We start from the raw sequence: 15,536 nt of genomic DNA on the forward strand, positions 1-15,536 counted from the left end.
GCTTCTCCCTACTGGACACTGGGTTTTGACGAGTGTAAAAGTAACTGCCATGGGTGGGTCAGAGCAAGAGGTCCGTTCGCGGGGTTCCCGGGCGCCCGAGACGCGTGACAGGATCGTCGAAGCCACGATCCAACTCCTGGCCCGCGAGGGCTATGGCAACATCACGACGCGGCGTATCGGAGAGGTCGCCGGCGTGAAGTACCAGCTCGTCCACTACTACTTCGCCTCGATGGAGGACCTCTTCATCGAGGCCTTCCGGCGCGGCGCCGAGGAGAACCTCGCACGTCTCGCCGAGATCGCGAAAGGTGAGGCCTCGCTCCGCAGGTTCTGGCAGATCCACTCTGACGCCGGCGCCAGCAAACTCATGGTCGAGTTCGTGGCTCTCGCCCAGCGTCACCCCGCGCTGCGGCTGGAGATCGCGGCCTACGCGCGACGTTTCCGCACTGCGCAGCTCGACTTCGCGCGGGCGGCCCTCGAACGTGAGTCGATCGCTTCCGACCACATACCACCGATGGTCGTTCTCCTGCTCACCACCGGTCTGGCACAGCTAGAGGCGAACGATCGCCTGCTCGGTTTCACCGACGGGCACGACGAAACCCGCACCTGGATCGAGAGCTGGCTCGCAGCCAACACCACCCCAGTGAAGGAATGAGAGACGACGCATGACCACCGCAGACCTCTACTGGGACCCGTTCCGCCACGACATCTGGGTGGACCCGTACCCCATCTACAAGCGCCTACGTGCCGAAGCCCCGGTCTACTACAACGAAGACCACGACTTCTACGCCTTCGCGCGGTGGGACGATGTGGACCGTGGCCTGCCTGACATCGAGCACTTCAGCAACGCCCGCGGCAACATCTACGAGTTCATCAAGTCCGGCATCGAGATGCCCCCGGGCAGTGTGATCTTCGAGGACCCGCCGAGCCACGGAATCCACCGCCGCCTGGTCTCCCGCCTGTTCTCCCCGGGCGGCATCAAATCGCTGGAGCCGAAGATCCGCGACTACGTCGCCCGCCAGCTCGACCCGGTGCGCGACGGCGAGAGCTTCGACGTCATCGACATTCTCTCGGACAAGGTGCCGATGCGCGTCATCGGCATGCTGGTCGGGATTCCCGAGGAGATGCAGCAATCGGTCCGAGACCGTACTGTCGCCAACCTCAAGACCGAGGAGGGCGGCAAGATCGACGCGGAGGCTTCGCAGATCGCGACCGACATCTTCGAGAGCTACATCGACTGGCGGATCGCGAACCCCTCCGACGACATCATGACCAAGCTTCTCAACGTGGAGTTCGAGGACCACGACGGCACTATCCGCAAGCTCACCCGCGAGGAGATTCTGGTCTACTGCGCGGTCATCGCCGGAGCGGGCAACGAGACCACCGGCCAGCTCATGGGCTGGATCGGGAAGATCTTCGGCGAGGAGAAGAACCACGCCCAGTACCAGGAGGTCGTCGCCGACCCGTCGCTCGCGGGCAGGGCGGTGGAGGAGATCCTGCGCTTGGAGCCGGTCGGTCAGGCGGTGGGGCGGTACGTCACGAAGGACGTCGAGTTCCACGACCAGACCATCCCCGAGGGCAGCACCGCGCTGTTCATCGTCGGATCCGCCGGGCGCGACGAGTCCAAGTTCGCCAACCCCGACGACCTCGACATCCACCGTGACATCACGGCGCAGCGCAGTTTCGGTTACGGCCTGCACTACTGCCTCGGCGCGAATCTCGCCCGCATGGAAGGACGCATCGTCCTCGAAGAACTGGCGAAGCGCTTCCCGAAGGGATGGGACGTCGACTGGAACGGCGCCAAGCTTGCGAGTACCTCGACAGTACGTGGCTGGGAGAAGCTCCCTATCACCCCGCGGAAGTAGATCCGCCTCGCCACGGGTGAAGGACAGTCCGCGGACGTCGCCGCTGGCGTTGGCGGACTCGGCATCGCCAGCGCGCGACAGCACCGGACAGCACCATGTGTCTCGACGTGGTCGCCGCATCGCTGTGACGTCGGCGGCACCGGCGGGGGAATGACCTCCGGCTGTTCTGGCCCCGCGCCCTGGCCAACCTGTGCGCCGTCGATGCACCGCCGCTGGCTATGTGAGCGATCGCTCACATAATCGCTCACATAGTGGAGGGCTTTGTCGCGACCTGTGCGACGCGACATTGGAAGACACACGTCGCCGCCCGGTGCCAGCGGAAAGCGTCGAGCTGAGATCAGAGTGCCGGCAGCGACATGGCCGGGGGTGTCTGGTCAGTGGTAGTGGTGAGGAATCGTCGGGTCTCCTGCGACACCGGAGCCGCCAGGTGGCCGGTGAAGCCGTCGATCAAGGTGCTGACGAACAGGCCGAACGGCACGATCTGTTCGCCGGCCGCGATCGCTCGCTCCCGCCGGGCCGCGGCGTGCACGCTGAGTTCCTGGACCTCACGGATGCGCATCGTGCGTACCGGCTCCTCGACGTGGGGCACCAGGCGGCGCATGTCGTTGAGGAACTCGTCCTGGGAGCGCTGGATGTCGTCCGACTGGACGAGGGTGCCGGTGGCTTCGGTGCTGCGTTGGAGCTGCTCGACGAACGACACGTAGAAGTTGTCCGGCGACTCCGCCAGTTCCAGCACGGGCAGCAGGTGCGCCTCGAATCGGGCTCGCAGGTCGCCCGGGTCGATGCGGGCGAGCAGGAGCGCGCGCCGCTGCACCAGCTGCGGCATCCGGTGAGCGAAGATCGCTTCGATCAGCTGTCGTTTCGAGCCGAAGTAGTAGTGCACGGCCGAGTTGTTGCCAGACCCGGCCTGGGTGGCGATCTGCCGCAGGGACACCCCGTCGATGCCATGCTCGGCGAAGAGCCGCTCGGCGGTCAGCAAGAGTTGCAGTGCCATCGCACCGGCCGGGGTGCCCTGCGGCTGGCTCACGGCCGGCTCGCTCGCCAGTGGCGCGCGGCCTCGTGCAGCGCCTCGCCCTTCGCGAATCCGTAGTAGGCGCTGAAGTGCAGGATGATCTCCTGCATCTCCTCGTAGGTCACGTCGCCTGACTCTAGTGCCGACCCGACGTGCGAGAAGATGGGTCCGACCGCGTCCGAGGCACCCACGCACGGAATCGTGACGAGCCGGCGCTCGCGGCGGCTGAGCCCTTCCCGGCGCCAGACGTGGCCGAACACGAAGTTGAGGATGCCGGCGTAGAAGTAGGGCGAGTCGGACGGCGGGGCGGGGATGATGTTGACGGTCCTGAACTCCTCCTGCCCGCCGACGATCCGCTCCTCGCGGTCCGCCGGCCCGAGGTCCTCGACGGTGAGCGTCGGCCAGGCCGGCGCTTCCTGTCCCTGCTCAGCGTGTAGTCGGTGCCACTGCTTGCGGACGGCCTGCTCCAGTGCTGAGGCTTTCGGCCAGCCGCAGTAGACGGCGAAGTGCAAGGTGACCTCGTTCATCTGCTCGATTGTGAGGTCGCCGCTGCGAAGCGCCGCGTAGACGTGTTCGTCGATCGGTGTCGCCGCGTCCGCGGCGGCGACACAGGCGAGCGATACGAGGCGGCGGTCGCGAATGCCCAGGCCGGGCCTGCTCCAGATCTCTCCGAACAGGTACTGGCGGGAGGCCGTGTCGAAGGGTGTCTGTGGCGTCGGCGGGTCGACGGTCATCACGGCCCGGTAGACGTCGTCCGCGGTAGTCGACGAGGTCATGAATGGTCCTCTCGTGCGGTGCGGGCGAGGCCCATGGCGGTCAACGCGGCGTCGGCCATGTCGATCAGTGGTGACGCGACGGGTGCGAGCAGGCCGGCGAGGATCCCGACGTCCTTGGCAAGCAGCGGCCCGGCGCTGCCCGCGAGCGGGGCCAGGTGAAAGCCGTTCCTGGCGACGACCTCGGCGGCGAAGCTGTGGCCGCTGCCGCCGCGCAGCACGGTCGCCATGGCCGCGGGGTCGAGCCCGCGGCGCTGCGCGGCCGCGTGGACCTCGGCGGCGAGGGCGAGCTGCGCGGTGAACAGGGCGTTGTTGAACACCTTCGCTTCTTGGCCGCTGCCCAGCGGCCCGAGGTGCACGATCGGGTCCGCGAAGGCGGTCAGGACCGGCCGGCAGCGCTCCAGGATCCCAGCCTCGCCGCCGACCATGACCAGCAGCCTGCGTTCGGCCGCGGCTGCCCCGCCACCACTGACGGGCGCGTCCAGGACGTGGAGGTGCGGGTGGTCCTCCTGCAGCCGGCGACAGGTGTCCGGACGGGTGGTGCTGTGCACCACGACGATCCCGCCAGGCGCCATGCCGGCGAGTGCTCCGTCCGGTCCGCGTAGCACCTCGTCCGCGTCGGCGTCGCCCACCACGCACACGCCGAGCAGGTCGCTGGCCGCGCCGAGCTCGACCCTGCTCGCCGCGAAGCGGGCGGCCGTGTCTGCGAAGGGCTGCTGGGCCTCGGGGCGGCGCGCCCACAGCGTTGTCGGGAAGCCGGCGTCGAGGATTCTTCGGGCCATCGGGGCGCCCTGGGAGCCGAGCCCGACGAAACCGACCCGTACGCCGCCGTCCCCGTGGGCCCCGCTCACGGCGCCTGCTCGGTGATCCGGGCCTGCAGGTAGGCCTCCAGGTCGCCGGCCCGCACCGCCAGCTCGTCATGGATCGCGGGCGCCGTCAGGACGAGGAAACGTCCCTGGGTCACGGCGTCGGCCGCCAGCTCGCCCACTGTGTCCGCGGGCACCACGGGATGATCGGGCGCGCGGGGCGAGGAGGCGACCTCCCCGTAGACGGTCACCTGCTCGAGAATGTTCGTGATCACTCCGGATGGGCACAGACAGGTGACCCCGACGCCGCGGGGACCCAGGTACAGCGCGAGCGCCTCCGACAGCCCGACGACCGCGTGCTTGCTCGCGACGTAGGGCAGCCGGTCGAAGCCGTACGCGAGCAGCCCCGACGCGGACGCGGTGTTCACCACATGGCCTCGGCCCTGGTCGAGCAGCAGGGGAAGGAACACCCGGTTGCTGCGCGCGATGCTCATCAGGTTGAGGTCGAACACCCGCTGCCAGGCCTCGTCCGGCAGCGATTCGGGCGCACCCAGGGCGAGGACGCCGACGTTGTTCATGACGAGGTCGACCCGGCCGAACCGGTCGAGGGCGGCGTCACGCCAGGCAGCGAAGTCGGCCTCGCGGGTGACATCGACCCGGGTGGCGAACGCCTCGCCGCCGCCCGCGATGATCTCGGCGGCGACGGCGCGCGCCCGGTCGAGATCGAGGTCGCTCACGGCGACCCGGGCTCCCCGGCGGGCGAACGCGAGCGCGGCGGCCCGGCCGATTCCGCTGCCGCCGCCCGTGACGGCGGCGACAGCACCGGTAAGCATCAGTGGCCGGGTCATGCGATCGCCACGGCCTTCGTGCGGACAAACTCCAGCAGGCCCTCCTGGCCGCCTTCCCGGCCGTAGCCCGAGATGCCCACACCCCCGAAGGGCAGCTCGTAGCCGACCACCGGCGGAGCGCCGTTGACGTAGACGCCGCCGGCGCGCAGCTGGGCCGTCAGCCGGTTGACCCGGCCGATGTCGCGGGTATTGACGTAGGAAGCCAGGCCGTAGGACGTGCTGTTCGCGATCGCGACCGCTTCCTCCTCGGAGGAGAACCGCAGGAGCGACAGGACCGGGCCGAACACCTCCACCTGGGCGATCTCGCTGTCCGGCGCGACGTCACCGAAGACCGTCGGCTCGACGTAGTAGCCGCCCGCCGGCACGCCGTCGGGCACACCGCCACCGGCGAGCAGCCTGCCCACGCCCTGCGACCGCGCCCGGCCGATCATCCCGAGGATCCGGTCACGCGCCGCGTGTGTGACCACCGGGCTGACGTTGGTCGACGGGTCGAACGGATCCCCGAACCGCAGTGAGCGCACCCGCGCGACGACCTTCTCCGCGACCTCGTCGTAGACCGACTCGTGCACGAGCAGCCGCGACGGGATCGCGCAGCCCTGGCCCGCCAGCGTCTCGAACACCGACGAGGTGTTGATCAGGGTGACGCGGTCAAGGTCGGCGTCCGGGAAGACGAGGTTGGCTGACTTGCCTCCAAGTTCAAGCACCGCGGGCTTGAGCGATTCCGCGCACGACGCGAGGATCTTGCGGGCCGTCGTCGGGCCGCCCGTGAAGCTGACCTTCTGCACGAGCGGATGGCGCACGAGCGCCTCACCCGCGTCCGGGCCGCCGAGCACCAGGTTGACCACGCCATCCGGGATCCCCGCCGCACGGACGAGGCGCATCAGGTGCTCGGTGGCGTAGGGCGTCAGCTCGGACGGCTTGACGACGACGGTGTTACCCGCCGCGAGCGCCGGGATGACCTTCATCCCGACCGAGACCAGCGGGCCGTTCCAGGTCAGGATGATCCCGACGACGCCGTACGGCTCGGGGACCGTGTACGCGAGTTCCCGGCGCTGTGCCGGCACCGTGGTGACCCGGCCCTCGATCTTGTCCGCCCAGCCTGCGTAGTACTCGGTGTAGCCGGCCATCGAGCTCGCCAGATGCAGACCGATGCGGTGCGTCATCCCGTTGTCCAGCACCGACAGCCGGCCCAACTCCGCGATGTCGGCCTTGATCAGCTCCGCGAGCCGCACGAGTACGCCGCGGCGCTCCGCCGGGGTCCAGGCTCGCCAGGCCGGAAACGCGGCGTGCGCCGCCTCGACGGCCTCCGCGACGTCGGCCGGACCGGCGAGCGGAACCAGACCCTGGACCTCTCCCGTCACGGGGAAGACGTGCTCGACCGTGCCGCCGGTGCCCTCCGCCCGCGCCTGGCCGCCGATGTGCAGGTGTACGGCGGGGACCGTGCGATCGATACCCATCCAGACCCTCCTCCCGATAAGTCAGTCGCTTTAAGGCAGACGGTACTTGACTTGGAAAGTATGCGCATGTCTTAGTGGCCGCATGACACCCACGGAGCTGTTCGACCTCGCGGGCAAGGTCGCCGTCCTCACCGGCGGAGCCGGAGGCATCGGCGTGGTCTACGCGGAGGCCCTCTGCCAGGCCGGCGCCTCCGTCGTCGTCGCCGACCTGGACGGCGCCGCGGCTGAGCGCACGGCCGAGAAGTTGACCGGCCAGGGACTGCCGGCCATGCCGGTGCAGGTAGACGTCTCGTCCGTCGAGTCGACCGCGGCGATGGCCGCCGCCGCGGTCACCGCGTTCGGCGGGATCGACATCCTGGTCAACAACGCGGCGATCATGACGAACCTGCCGTCCTACGGACTGTCGGACATGCCCGTCACCGACTACGACCGCGTCATGAACGTCAACCTGCGCGGGCCGCTGCTATGCACGCAGGCCGTCGTCGAGTCGATGACCGAACGCGGCGGCGGCCGGATCGTCAACGGCCTGTCCGCCGGAGCCTTCATGACCGGCGGCATCTACGGCGTCAGCAAGTTCGCACTCCACGGCCTGACGATCAACCTCGCGGCCGAACTCGGCCCCCGCGGCATCAACGTCAACGCGATCGCCCCCGGCCTCGTCGCCAACGACAGCGGCTACGTCTCCCTGCCCAGGGACTCGCCGTTCCGCGCCGCGATCGAGGCCCGCATCCCGGGCAAGAAATCAGGACCGCCGGAGGACCTGGTCGGCGCACTGCTCCTGCTGTGCTCCAAAGCCGGCGAGTGGATCACCGGCCAGACGATCCTCGTCGACGGCGGATGGATCACCCGCCTCTAGGCCTGTCTTCCGCAGATGGGATTTCGATGCGTTGACCAGGCACCCAAAGTCATCAACCAAGCACTTTAAGTAGTTGATCGAGACTCCGGTGGCCGAGGGCCGTGGCACCGCATGCCCGGACCCTCGGTTCCGACCAGCACCGCTCCCGTCGCCCCGGCCGTCTGCCCGCGGCCCGGCGCCCCGGCCAACTGAACGGGGGCGCCCGGCCGGCGGGCCCAGTACCACCACTTCGTTCCCGCCGGGATTGGCACGGTGAGCGCGTTCGGGTTGTTGTTGATCGCGTCGCACCAGTCGTGGCCGAAGGAGCCGACGGTGCTGCCCACCGACAAGGCCCCCGTCTACCCAAGGCTCCTCGACGAGCTGCTCCCCGAGGCCTGCCACGTCGACGCCGCGCGGGAGAACAACCGGATCGAAGCCGATCACGGCCGCCTGAAAGCCCGGCTCCGGCCCATGCGCGGCCTGAAACGCCTGCGGTCCGCCCAGACGATCAGCGCAGGTCATGCGCTCGTCCGGAACATCCGCCGCGGCGACTACGAACTCGCCATCGACACCGACCCGCACCTGCGGCTGGCAGCCGCGTTCACCGAGCTCACCCTCGCTATCTGATCACCCGCTCGGCAGGGTCAACCATGCCCTGCCATCCCCTAATGCAACAGACCCCTCACGAGTCGTCTTCATCCTCTGCTTGCGGTTCGGGTCGGCGGTGGGGCCACCTCGGAGACCTCCGGGCCATCGCCGCCCAGCGCGACTGGCTGGTCCCGCCCGGCTACGGGCACTGGATCCCCCGGTGGAATCGAGCACGCCGTCACCACCTTGCGGTGGGATCACCCCGCTGCCCGACCAGACCGTCCAGGTGTCCATGCCTACCGACCCGCGGGTGCGGGCCATCGCCGAACGGCTCATTGCCGATCCCGCGGACCAACGCGAACTCGTCCCTGGGCCGATCAGGTGCATGCCGGAGTCCGCACCTTGGCCCGGTTGTTCCTCAACGAGACCGGGCTCAGCTTCGCCCGTTGGCGCACACAGATACGCATCCGCGCCGCCATCGGACTACCCGCCGGCGGGGCGACCGTGGACGCCGTCGCCCGCGCTGTCGGCTACCGCAAGACCAGCACGTTCATCAGCGCCTTCCGCCGCGCCACCGGCCAAACCCCAGGCACCTACCTATATCGCCCATAACCATCCGACTGCTCAGCGCTGATCCACCGAGGCCGAGCCCGCGATCACGGAGCGATGGTCAGGGACGGTGGATCAGGAACTAGACCAACATGCGTGGTCGGGTGGCATGCCCAGCTTCCCCGCAATGAAACAGCGCCCGCGCCCCATCACCGTCATCTGGTAGTAGCCGCGGGCCCCACCGCGCCCTTTTCGCTGATCCCAACGCCAACGGCCCGTATGTTCGCCGCTCCATGCCCATGTCGGCGACCAGCGTGCCCTCGCCACACGGCACAGCGCGCTAGCGACCGGGCCACCGCCTCCGCCATGTTCAACCCGGCCGCCTTGTTCGCCTCCTACGTCGGCCTGACCGACCTCGCCGCGTCTGATGCCCCACGCCGAGCTTCGCCCACACGCGCGCAGCCCCTGACCGCCGAGGCTGCCTGAAAGAGACCGCCATGTGTGCCAGTTGACGGCCAGCGATCCGCCCTCACGGTGGCGAGGGGGACCGTTCTTACCCGCCCCATCCTCTCATTCACTCACGCCTCCGGCAGAGTGCGGGTAGCGTTGTCGGGTATGATCCAGAAGCACGACCCGCGAAGCCCCGGCGCCGACCTGATCCCGGGGGATGTGGATCTGTTCGTCGTTCTCGCGGAGGACGACCGCGTCGCCGTCATCCTTGACCGGGTGCGGGCACAGCCAGCCGGCTTCGAGTTTGATCTGCTAATGGTTGGACAAGTGCAATCATTAGTGCGTGTTATGCATCCAGGAGCCGTGGAGGGCTCGGCCGGGTTGCGGGCTTTCGCCGCGTCTGCGTTGGGCGAAGAGCCGCCCGTGCTCGACTGCGGCGTGCAGTTTGCCGGTAAGGGTCCCGGCCCGGTCGAAGCCAGACTTCACATGAAGTCTGGCTTCTCACGTGACGGCGAGACGGACGCGTCTTTCTGGGTGCGGCCCCTGCCGCCTGTTGGCGACGTGATCTTCACGGTCACCGTCGGTGATCTGACTGGCTCGGCGGTCATCTCCGGCAACGATCTGCGGTCCGCAGCAACGCGGGCCAGGCGTCTCGGCGCGTCCGGCCGATGACAGACTGTATGCCCCACACAGAATCCGCCACCACGCGGCGTTCTGTAACTATCTGCGCATCAGGTCACGCAGCCATGCTATGGGTCAAACTCTATACGGATCACTAGGCCCATACAAGAGCCTTTCGGCCCTAGGAGGACGAGATGTGAACGCTTTAGGCTTTGCTATACCGACTACAGGCGGTGTCAATGCGATGGATATGATCTATGCATCCGTCCATCAGGCACGGAGGATAACATGAATGGAATGGGGAACACGCCGAGACGAGCCATGACGACGATCGGCGCCTGCGGCGCGGCGGTCGGACTGACAATCGCGGGCACAGCGCCCGCGCAGGCCGCAGAGTCGCCGGGCCTCTCTTCCCCCTCGGGACCGGGCGCCACCTATTATGGACCGAGCGGGACAGCCGGTTCAGGCGCGGCGGCTGCGGACTCTGGATGGGCCTGCACCATTTATCCGGAGAACCCGACCCGTCCCTTCTCTGACCTCCTCGTGGCTAGCGGGAATCAGTTCTGTTCAGGTGACCTCAGCGGTCAGACGCTAACGGTCTACCTGAAGAACTGGGACACCACCAACGAAAGATGGGTGCGAATCACCGGGGGCACCCATAGGTCCGGCGGCCTCGGCATGCTCTCGGCGAGCGACGAGTATTTCTGCGAACCCACTACCACCGGTAAGGACTACCGTAGCGAGGTTGTCGGAACAGGCGTCGGGCCGTCCGGCGCCAGCACGGCCACCGCCTACTCCAACACAGTCACGTTCAACTGTGCCTGATCGATTTTTCCTGGCTTCTTCGCCGAGCGAGTCGACAGCCCTCTTCCGATGAACGCCGTGGAGCGGGAGCCCGCCGCCGACCAGGTGCCGATTCCGGGTAAAATGCGGTGTTACACGGTGCTCGCCGAGAGTCCCTCCACCGCCGTCGTTCTGGTTGGATTGTGGGTATGGCCGCAGAGAATTCTTTTTCGAATGCTCCTGTTCGGCGTCGAGGCGGTCTTCCCCTCGACGCCAAACGAGATCGAGCGGCTACGCCGAGCGGGAGAACTCCAGGAACAGATGTATAGCCTGCGGACCGATCCAAAACTGATCGTCGAACCGCTCGCATGCGACGTCACCATGCCCCGGAGCACGGTCCGGGAAGCGCGGGTATGGTCACCCGGCTGGGGCACGACCTACGGTCGTCTACAGGCCGATTACGAGGCGAGCCCCTTGCCCGATGTGGGGAACGCACTCATCCGCGTCAGCGTCGCCGGTCTGAGCGGCGAGGTCGAGCTCAGCGGTGACGAACTGCGCGCCGCAGCCGCCCGCGCGCGACCACCAAGATCCCCACGCTGACAGATCTACTGTGGCGACGCGAGCCGTGCTTTCAACCGCTGGTTCTCACAGCGTAGCTTCTCCAACGCGATCTGCTCCGCCGAATTCACCGGCTTCTTCTCCGGACCGCGTACCACGCTACCCGCTCCCCCAGGGCTCCGACGTCACGGGCCCGAGTCCACTCCATCAGATGCGAGGAGAACAACCCCGTGTTCGACGAACGCGATCGAGTCGTTGAACCTGACTTGGCTCAAGTGGGTCTGTTGCATCGGCGAAGTCGGCCATCGCGGGGCGTCCGAGCGGTCATGATCGGCTGATGCGTCGACGCCGTGTCCGTCCACTGGCTCCGGTGTCGGAGTTCGCCGGGTTCCGGTTCCCACCCGAGGTGATCGTGCTGGCGGTGCGGTGGTACCTGCGGTACGCGCTGTCCTACCGGGACGTCGAGGAGCTCCTCGCTGAACGCGGCATCGAGGTCGACCACGTCACGATCTACCGGTGGGTGCGGCGCTTCACGCCCTTGCTCGTGGACGCGGCCCGGCCCTGCCGACACCAACCAGGCGACAGATGGTTCGTCGATGAGACGTACGTGAAGGTCTCTGGTCGGTGGACCTACGTGTACCGGGCGGTTGACCAGCACGGGCAGGTCATCGACGTCCTCGCCAGCGAACGACGCGACCAGGCCGCCGCCCGTAGGTTCTTCGCCCACGCACTGTCCCACGGGCGCCGGCCGGTCGAGGTCACCACCGACAAGGCACCGGTCTATCGGAGAATCCTTGACGAGCTGCTCCCCGAGGCCTGCCACGTCGACGCCGCCCGGGAGAACAACCGGATCGAAGCCGACCACGGCCGCCTGAAAGCCCGGCTACGGCCGATGCGCGGCCTGAAACGGCTGCGTTCGGTCCAGACCGTGAGCGCCGGACATGCCCTGGTGCGGAACATCCGCCGCGGCCACTACGAACTCGCCATCGACACGGACCCACACCTGCGGCTGGCAGCCGCGTTCACCGAGCTCGCCGCCGCCGTCTGACCGCCGATCATCGAGGCCGCTGGCATGCCCAGCTTCCCCGGAACGCAACAGCGCCATCAGGACCGATCGGTAGCCGCAGGACAGCGGACTCTGCCGATGCAACAGCGCCCCGGAAGATGTCCGAGATCACCGCCGAGAGCTTGACCAGGGCCAGATCGAGGACCTTCTCGACTCGGCCTCGACGCGTCACTCGATCATGACTGATCAGGATCCGCGATGCCGGACTCCGCGGATGCAACACACCTCTGACGGTAGACTCTTGGCCATGGCAGTCGTCAGCCGTATTACCGCCGATCCCGCGATCATGGCGGGTGCGCCGGCGATTCGTGGTACCCGGATCACCGTGTCCGCGGTGCTGGGGCAGCTCGCGGCTGGCTCGACGGTCGAGGAACTGCTCGCAGACTACCCGTCGCTCACCCGCGACGATGTGCTCGCTGCTCTCGCGTTTGCCGCGGAGACGATGCCGCAAGAGCGTCCGTTCATCGCCGCATGAAGTTCCTTGTCGACGAGAACCTCTCACCGCGGGTCGCCGAACTGCTGCGCGACAAGGGTATCGACACGACGCACGTCCTCGAGCACGGGCTTGGCGGTTCTCCGGATACCAAGGTCAGCGCGTTCGCCGTCACCGAGAGACGGTCGATCATCTCGGCCGACAGCGACTTCACCACCCTGCTCGCGCTCAGTCGCGGCACTGCTCCCTCGCTCGTCCTGCTCCGGTCCGGCGACCAGCTCAAGCCCGACGCGCAAGCCGCCTTGTTGCTGGCGAACCTGCCCGCGCTGGAAGCCGACCTCGAACAGGGCGTCGTGGTATCGCTCAGCACGACCCACGTGCGGGTCCGTCGGCTCCCGCTTCGCTGAGTACTGCTACCCCCGCTCCGGCCCGTGGTTTCCGTGCCTGTCTCGCCCTGGGCTGCTACTGGCTACGTACCGTAGCCGCAGTCCGTCTCTGTCCAGCAAGTTTGGGTATGCCTGTCATGGCCGGGGCGTCGTGTGCCGCGTCCGGACCGCGTGTGTGCGCATTGTGTGCGCGGATGCCCCGGCACGGCGCGACATCGGCCGGCACGTTCCGGCACTGAAAACGGCGGTGTCGCGTTCGGCGAAGGCGGGGCATGCCCAGTGGCCGGGGCGTCTGCCGGTCAGACGGTTGCGGCGAGTTCGGTGAAGGCGGCTGCCAACCTCAGTCGCGGACTGCTGTCGATCCCGAGTTCGTAGTGGCCGCGGCGGATGTTCTGCACCAAGGCGTGTCCGGCACTGACGGTCTGGACCGAGCGGAGGCGTTTCAGCCCGCGCATCGGCCGCAGCCGTGCTTTCAACCGGCCGTGGTCCGCTTCGATCCGGTTGTTCTCCCGAGCGGCATCGACATGACAGGCCTCGGGGAGGAGCTCGTCGAGGATCCTCGGGTAGACGGGGGCCTTGTCGGTCGTGACCTCGACCGGCCGACGGCCATGGGACAGCGCCCGGGCGAAGAAGCGCCGGGCGGCGGCCTGGTCGCGGCGGGTGCTGGCCAGGACGTCGATGACCTGACCATGCTGGTCAACAGCCCGGTACACGTAGGTCCACCGGCCGGAGACCCTCACGTAGGTCTCATCGACAAACCACCTCCCGCCAGGCCGGTGCCGACACGGCCGGGCCGCGTCGACCAGCAGCGGGGTGAACCGGCGGACCCATCGGTAGACGGTCACGTGATCGACCTTGAGGCCGCGTTCGGCGAGGAGCTCCTCCACATCGCGGTACGACAGGGCGAACCTCAGGTACCAGCGCACCGCCAGAACGATCACCTCGGGCGGGAACCGGAAGCCGGAGAACTCCGATGCTGGAGCCGGTGGGTGGGCGCGACGTCGACGCATCGCTTGATCATGACCGTTCGGTAGCCGCAGGACAGCGGACTCTGCCGATGCAACAGCGCCCTGCGCGATCCAGATCTATGACATCGAGAGCAATGGTCTTCGCAACTCCGGAGAGCTGGTTCGTGGACGACGATCTTATCTCCCGGTTCCCGGGATACACGAGAACCCGCTCCGTCTGGTCACTCTACGACGCGGTCAGCGGAATCGCGGTGAAGAAACCGTCCTGACACCCATCGATCTTGCTCTATCGAGCGGCCCTCCGTGCCGGCCTACCAGGGCAATCGAACGCGGAAAGAACGCAACATAACCTTCTCCGGTATATCCCGATTTTCAGTCATCCTTCTTCAGCGTTCCTATCCCAAGCGGGTTGGGGAACCTGCTGCCCGACCTCCTGATCCCGGTCGGTGCCCTCCGCTTCAACCTCAGTTGCGTCAGAGCCGCCACCGAACCCTCGGGCCTCTCCCTGACGACCACGGCCAGAAACGTCGTCCTCCCGGAGGCCAACCAGCAGAGTCGGAACTGCCCGGCGGCGGCGCAGCGCCCGGCCTGACCCCACCAGCCGGGATCGGCGGGTCAAGGCGGCGGAGCATCACCAGGGTGAGTGCCAGGGTCGCAGCCCACAACGCGACACCGAAGGCCACGGCCCGCAGCCACACCACCGAGCTGTGCGTCCACAGGGGGTCGGTCGGATCGGTGTGGAGGATCTCGCTGCCCAGCTTGGCGACCTCGTTCATGTCGTTGGTGGCGGCAAGGCCCGCGTAGCCCCAGCGGGCAGGGGCAATCCAGGAGATCTGTTCCATAAACGGCCGGCCACAGACGGATACGAGGCCGCCACACAGCACGAGCTGGGCCACGGTGAGCAGTACCAGCAACGGCATCGCCTTGTCGGTGGTGTCGACCAGAGTCGAGACGAGCAGCCCGACGAGCATCGAGCCCAGCGCAGCGACGATCACCGCTACCAGGCACTCCGCTACCGGAGATCTCAGCAGGACGGCGTCCGACGGCCCTCGTCCCAGCAGACTGATGAAGGTGAAGACCACAGCCTGGACAGTCGTGACGCAGGTCAGCACGATCACTTTTGACCCGAGGTACGCCGCGGGAGATAGCCCGATCGTGCGCTCGCGGCGATAGATGTGACGCTCCTTGACGATCTCGCGCACCGAGTTGGCCATGCCCATGAAACACGCGCACAGCACAAGGACCACCAGGACCTTCGTCGCGTTGAGGTTGGGAGCGACCGGCAGGGCGCCCAGACCGTCAGGTGCCGGGATCGATCGCGGGACGATCCCGAGAAGAATCGGAAACACGACGAGGAGCCTCAGATAGGAGCGGTCCGCGCACACCACTCGCAGATACCGCCGGGTGAGGGTGGCGAGCTGAGTCAGCATCGGTTGACGTCGGATGCCGAGCAGCTCTGCCGGTGCCCCTCGTGCCATGGGCGCCACGACCGCAGAGGGCACGAAGTAGTCGGACGAGCGGAAGCGAGCCGCCAGCTCGGC

General features: G+C 67.6%; 17 protein-coding genes and 1 pseudogene. 11 read left to right on the top strand and 7 right to left on the bottom strand.

Going from position 1 to position 15,536, the window contains the following annotated elements; genetic code table 11:
• The first annotated feature begins 49 nt into the window (after positions 1 to 49).
• Positions 50 to 652, top strand: coding sequence for a TetR/AcrR family transcriptional regulator (locus FREUN1FDRAFT_RS23805; RefSeq protein ID WP_006542777.1), 603 nt, complete (start codon positions 50 to 52; stop codon positions 650 to 652).
• Positions 653 to 662: 10 nt separating this feature from the next.
• Complete coding sequence (locus tag FREUN1FDRAFT_RS23810) at positions 663 to 1,862, top strand: cytochrome P450 (protein ID WP_006542778.1); 1,200 nt, start codon at positions 663 to 665, stop codon at positions 1,860 to 1,862.
• 337 nt (positions 1,863 to 2,199) lie between these two features.
• Here FREUN1FDRAFT_RS23810 and FREUN1FDRAFT_RS23815 read toward each other — a convergent pair whose 3' ends face one another.
• Genes FREUN1FDRAFT_RS23815 through FREUN1FDRAFT_RS23835 form a run of 5 tightly spaced genes read right to left on the bottom strand, consistent with a single transcriptional unit; the run spans position 2,200 to position 6,758 of the window.
• Complete coding sequence (locus FREUN1FDRAFT_RS23815; protein WP_006542779.1) at positions 2,200 to 2,889, bottom strand: TetR/AcrR family transcriptional regulator; 690 nt, start codon at positions 2,887 to 2,889, stop codon at positions 2,200 to 2,202.
• On the bottom strand, positions 2,886 to 3,650 hold the full coding sequence (locus FREUN1FDRAFT_RS23820) for a carboxymuconolactone decarboxylase family protein (RefSeq protein WP_006542780.1): 765 nt from the start codon (positions 3,648 to 3,650) through the stop codon (positions 2,886 to 2,888). Before FREUN1FDRAFT_RS23820 ends, FREUN1FDRAFT_RS23815 begins: the two co-directional genes overlap by 4 nt.
• Positions 3,647 to 4,498: an NAD(P)-dependent oxidoreductase gene (locus FREUN1FDRAFT_RS23825; protein ID WP_006542781.1), complete on the bottom strand. Its 852-nt coding sequence runs from the start codon at positions 4,496 to 4,498 to the stop codon at positions 3,647 to 3,649. The genes FREUN1FDRAFT_RS23820 and FREUN1FDRAFT_RS23825 overlap by 4 nt, the downstream gene beginning before the upstream one ends.
• Positions 4,495 to 5,301 carry an SDR family oxidoreductase gene (locus tag FREUN1FDRAFT_RS23830; protein ID WP_006542782.1) on the bottom strand — a complete coding sequence of 269 codons (807 nt, stop codon included), beginning with the start codon at positions 5,299 to 5,301 and terminating at the stop codon, positions 4,495 to 4,497. Before FREUN1FDRAFT_RS23830 ends, FREUN1FDRAFT_RS23825 begins: the two co-directional genes overlap by 4 nt.
• Positions 5,298 to 6,758 carry an aldehyde dehydrogenase gene (locus tag FREUN1FDRAFT_RS23835; RefSeq protein WP_006542783.1) on the bottom strand — a complete coding sequence of 487 codons (1,461 nt, stop codon included), beginning with the start codon at positions 6,756 to 6,758 and terminating at the stop codon, positions 5,298 to 5,300. The genes FREUN1FDRAFT_RS23830 and FREUN1FDRAFT_RS23835 overlap by 4 nt, the downstream gene beginning before the upstream one ends.
• A gap of 82 nt (positions 6,759 to 6,840) precedes the next feature.
• Here FREUN1FDRAFT_RS23835 and FREUN1FDRAFT_RS23840 point away from each other — a divergent pair, with 82 nt between their 5' ends.
• The 9 genes and pseudogenes from FREUN1FDRAFT_RS23840 (at position 6,841) to FREUN1FDRAFT_RS23880 (ending at position 13,048) form a co-directional block, all read left to right on the top strand.
• Positions 6,841 to 7,614, top strand: coding sequence for an SDR family oxidoreductase (locus tag FREUN1FDRAFT_RS23840; RefSeq protein ID WP_006542784.1), 774 nt, complete (start codon positions 6,841 to 6,843; stop codon positions 7,612 to 7,614).
• A 306-nt stretch (positions 7,615 to 7,920) separates the two neighbouring features.
• Positions 7,921 to 8,220, top strand: a pseudogene (locus FREUN1FDRAFT_RS23845) (DDE-type integrase/transposase/recombinase); the annotation flags it as partial.
• 363 nt (positions 8,221 to 8,583) lie between these two features.
• Entirely contained in the window at positions 8,584 to 8,793 is a 210-nt protein-coding gene (locus FREUN1FDRAFT_RS45270; protein WP_006542786.1) for a helix-turn-helix domain-containing protein, read from the top strand.
• Between the two features lie 552 nt (positions 8,794 to 9,345).
• Positions 9,346 to 9,852, top strand: a complete 507-nt coding sequence (locus tag FREUN1FDRAFT_RS23855) for a hypothetical protein (protein ID WP_006542787.1) — start codon at positions 9,346 to 9,348, stop codon at positions 9,850 to 9,852.
• A gap of 270 nt (positions 9,853 to 10,122) precedes the next feature.
• The gene (locus tag FREUN1FDRAFT_RS44160; RefSeq protein ID WP_157475240.1) at positions 10,123 to 10,626 is read left to right on the top strand and encodes a hypothetical protein; all 504 of its coding nucleotides are present in this window, start codon (positions 10,123 to 10,125) and stop codon (positions 10,624 to 10,626) included.
• Positions 10,627 to 10,674: 48 nt separating this feature from the next.
• Entirely contained in the window at positions 10,675 to 11,184 is a 510-nt protein-coding gene (locus tag FREUN1FDRAFT_RS23865; protein WP_006542789.1) for a hypothetical protein, read from the top strand.
• A 328-nt stretch (positions 11,185 to 11,512) separates the two neighbouring features.
• Entirely contained in the window at positions 11,513 to 12,190 is a 678-nt protein-coding gene (locus FREUN1FDRAFT_RS23870; RefSeq protein WP_006542790.1) for an IS6 family transposase, read from the top strand.
• 265 nt (positions 12,191 to 12,455) lie between these two features.
• Positions 12,456 to 12,683 carry a DUF433 domain-containing protein gene (locus FREUN1FDRAFT_RS23875; protein ID WP_035953249.1) on the top strand — a complete coding sequence of 76 codons (228 nt, stop codon included), beginning with the start codon at positions 12,456 to 12,458 and terminating at the stop codon, positions 12,681 to 12,683.
• The gene (locus FREUN1FDRAFT_RS23880) at positions 12,680 to 13,048 is read left to right on the top strand and encodes a DUF5615 family PIN-like protein (RefSeq protein ID WP_006542792.1); all 369 of its coding nucleotides are present in this window, start codon (positions 12,680 to 12,682) and stop codon (positions 13,046 to 13,048) included. Before FREUN1FDRAFT_RS23875 ends, FREUN1FDRAFT_RS23880 begins: the two co-directional genes overlap by 4 nt.
• A 278-nt stretch (positions 13,049 to 13,326) precedes the next feature.
• Here the strand turns inward: FREUN1FDRAFT_RS23880 and FREUN1FDRAFT_RS23885 are convergent, their stop codons facing one another.
• Both FREUN1FDRAFT_RS23885 and FREUN1FDRAFT_RS23890 read right to left on the bottom strand, forming a co-directional pair.
• Positions 13,327 to 14,037, bottom strand: a complete 711-nt coding sequence (locus tag FREUN1FDRAFT_RS23885) for an IS6 family transposase (RefSeq protein WP_006542793.1) — start codon at positions 14,035 to 14,037, stop codon at positions 13,327 to 13,329.
• 431 nt (positions 14,038 to 14,468) lie between these two features.
• Positions 14,469 to 15,536 (bottom strand): ABC transporter permease (locus FREUN1FDRAFT_RS23890; RefSeq protein WP_006542795.1); only part of this gene is annotated, 1,068 nt, incomplete at its 5' end.

Source organism: Parafrankia sp. EUN1f (assembly GCF_000177675.1).
GTDB lineage: Bacteria > Actinomycetota > Actinomycetes > Frankiales > Frankiaceae > Parafrankia.

Excerpts from the sequence above, each read along its gene's own strand:
- FREUN1FDRAFT_RS23805 (WP_006542777.1), top strand. The coding sequence starts at position 50 with ATGGGTGGGTCAGAGCAAGAGGTCCGTTCGCGGGGTTCCCGGGCGCCC.
- FREUN1FDRAFT_RS23810 (WP_006542778.1), top strand. The coding sequence starts at position 663 with ATGACCACCGCAGACCTCTACTGGGACCCGTTCCGCCACGACATCTGG.
- FREUN1FDRAFT_RS23820 (WP_006542780.1), bottom strand. The coding sequence starts at position 3,650 with ATGACCTCGTCGACTACCGCGGACGACGTCTACCGGGCCGTGATGACC.
- FREUN1FDRAFT_RS23830 (WP_006542782.1), bottom strand. The coding sequence starts at position 5,301 with ATGACCCGGCCACTGATGCTTACCGGTGCTGTCGCCGCCGTCACGGGC.
- FREUN1FDRAFT_RS23835 (WP_006542783.1), bottom strand. The coding sequence starts at position 6,758 with ATGGGTATCGATCGCACGGTCCCCGCCGTACACCTGCACATCGGCGGC.
- FREUN1FDRAFT_RS23840 (WP_006542784.1), top strand. The coding sequence starts at position 6,841 with ATGACACCCACGGAGCTGTTCGACCTCGCGGGCAAGGTCGCCGTCCTC.
- FREUN1FDRAFT_RS23855 (WP_006542787.1), top strand. The coding sequence starts at position 9,346 with ATGATCCAGAAGCACGACCCGCGAAGCCCCGGCGCCGACCTGATCCCG.
- FREUN1FDRAFT_RS44160 (WP_157475240.1), top strand. The coding sequence starts at position 10,123 with ATGACGACGATCGGCGCCTGCGGCGCGGCGGTCGGACTGACAATCGCG.
- FREUN1FDRAFT_RS23865 (WP_006542789.1), top strand. The coding sequence starts at position 10,675 with ATGAACGCCGTGGAGCGGGAGCCCGCCGCCGACCAGGTGCCGATTCCG.
- FREUN1FDRAFT_RS23875 (WP_035953249.1), top strand. The coding sequence starts at position 12,456 with ATGGCAGTCGTCAGCCGTATTACCGCCGATCCCGCGATCATGGCGGGT.
- FREUN1FDRAFT_RS23880 (WP_006542792.1), top strand. The coding sequence starts at position 12,680 with ATGAAGTTCCTTGTCGACGAGAACCTCTCACCGCGGGTCGCCGAACTG.
- FREUN1FDRAFT_RS23885 (WP_006542793.1), bottom strand. The coding sequence starts at position 14,037 with ATGCGTCGACGTCGCGCCCACCCACCGGCTCCAGCATCGGAGTTCTCC.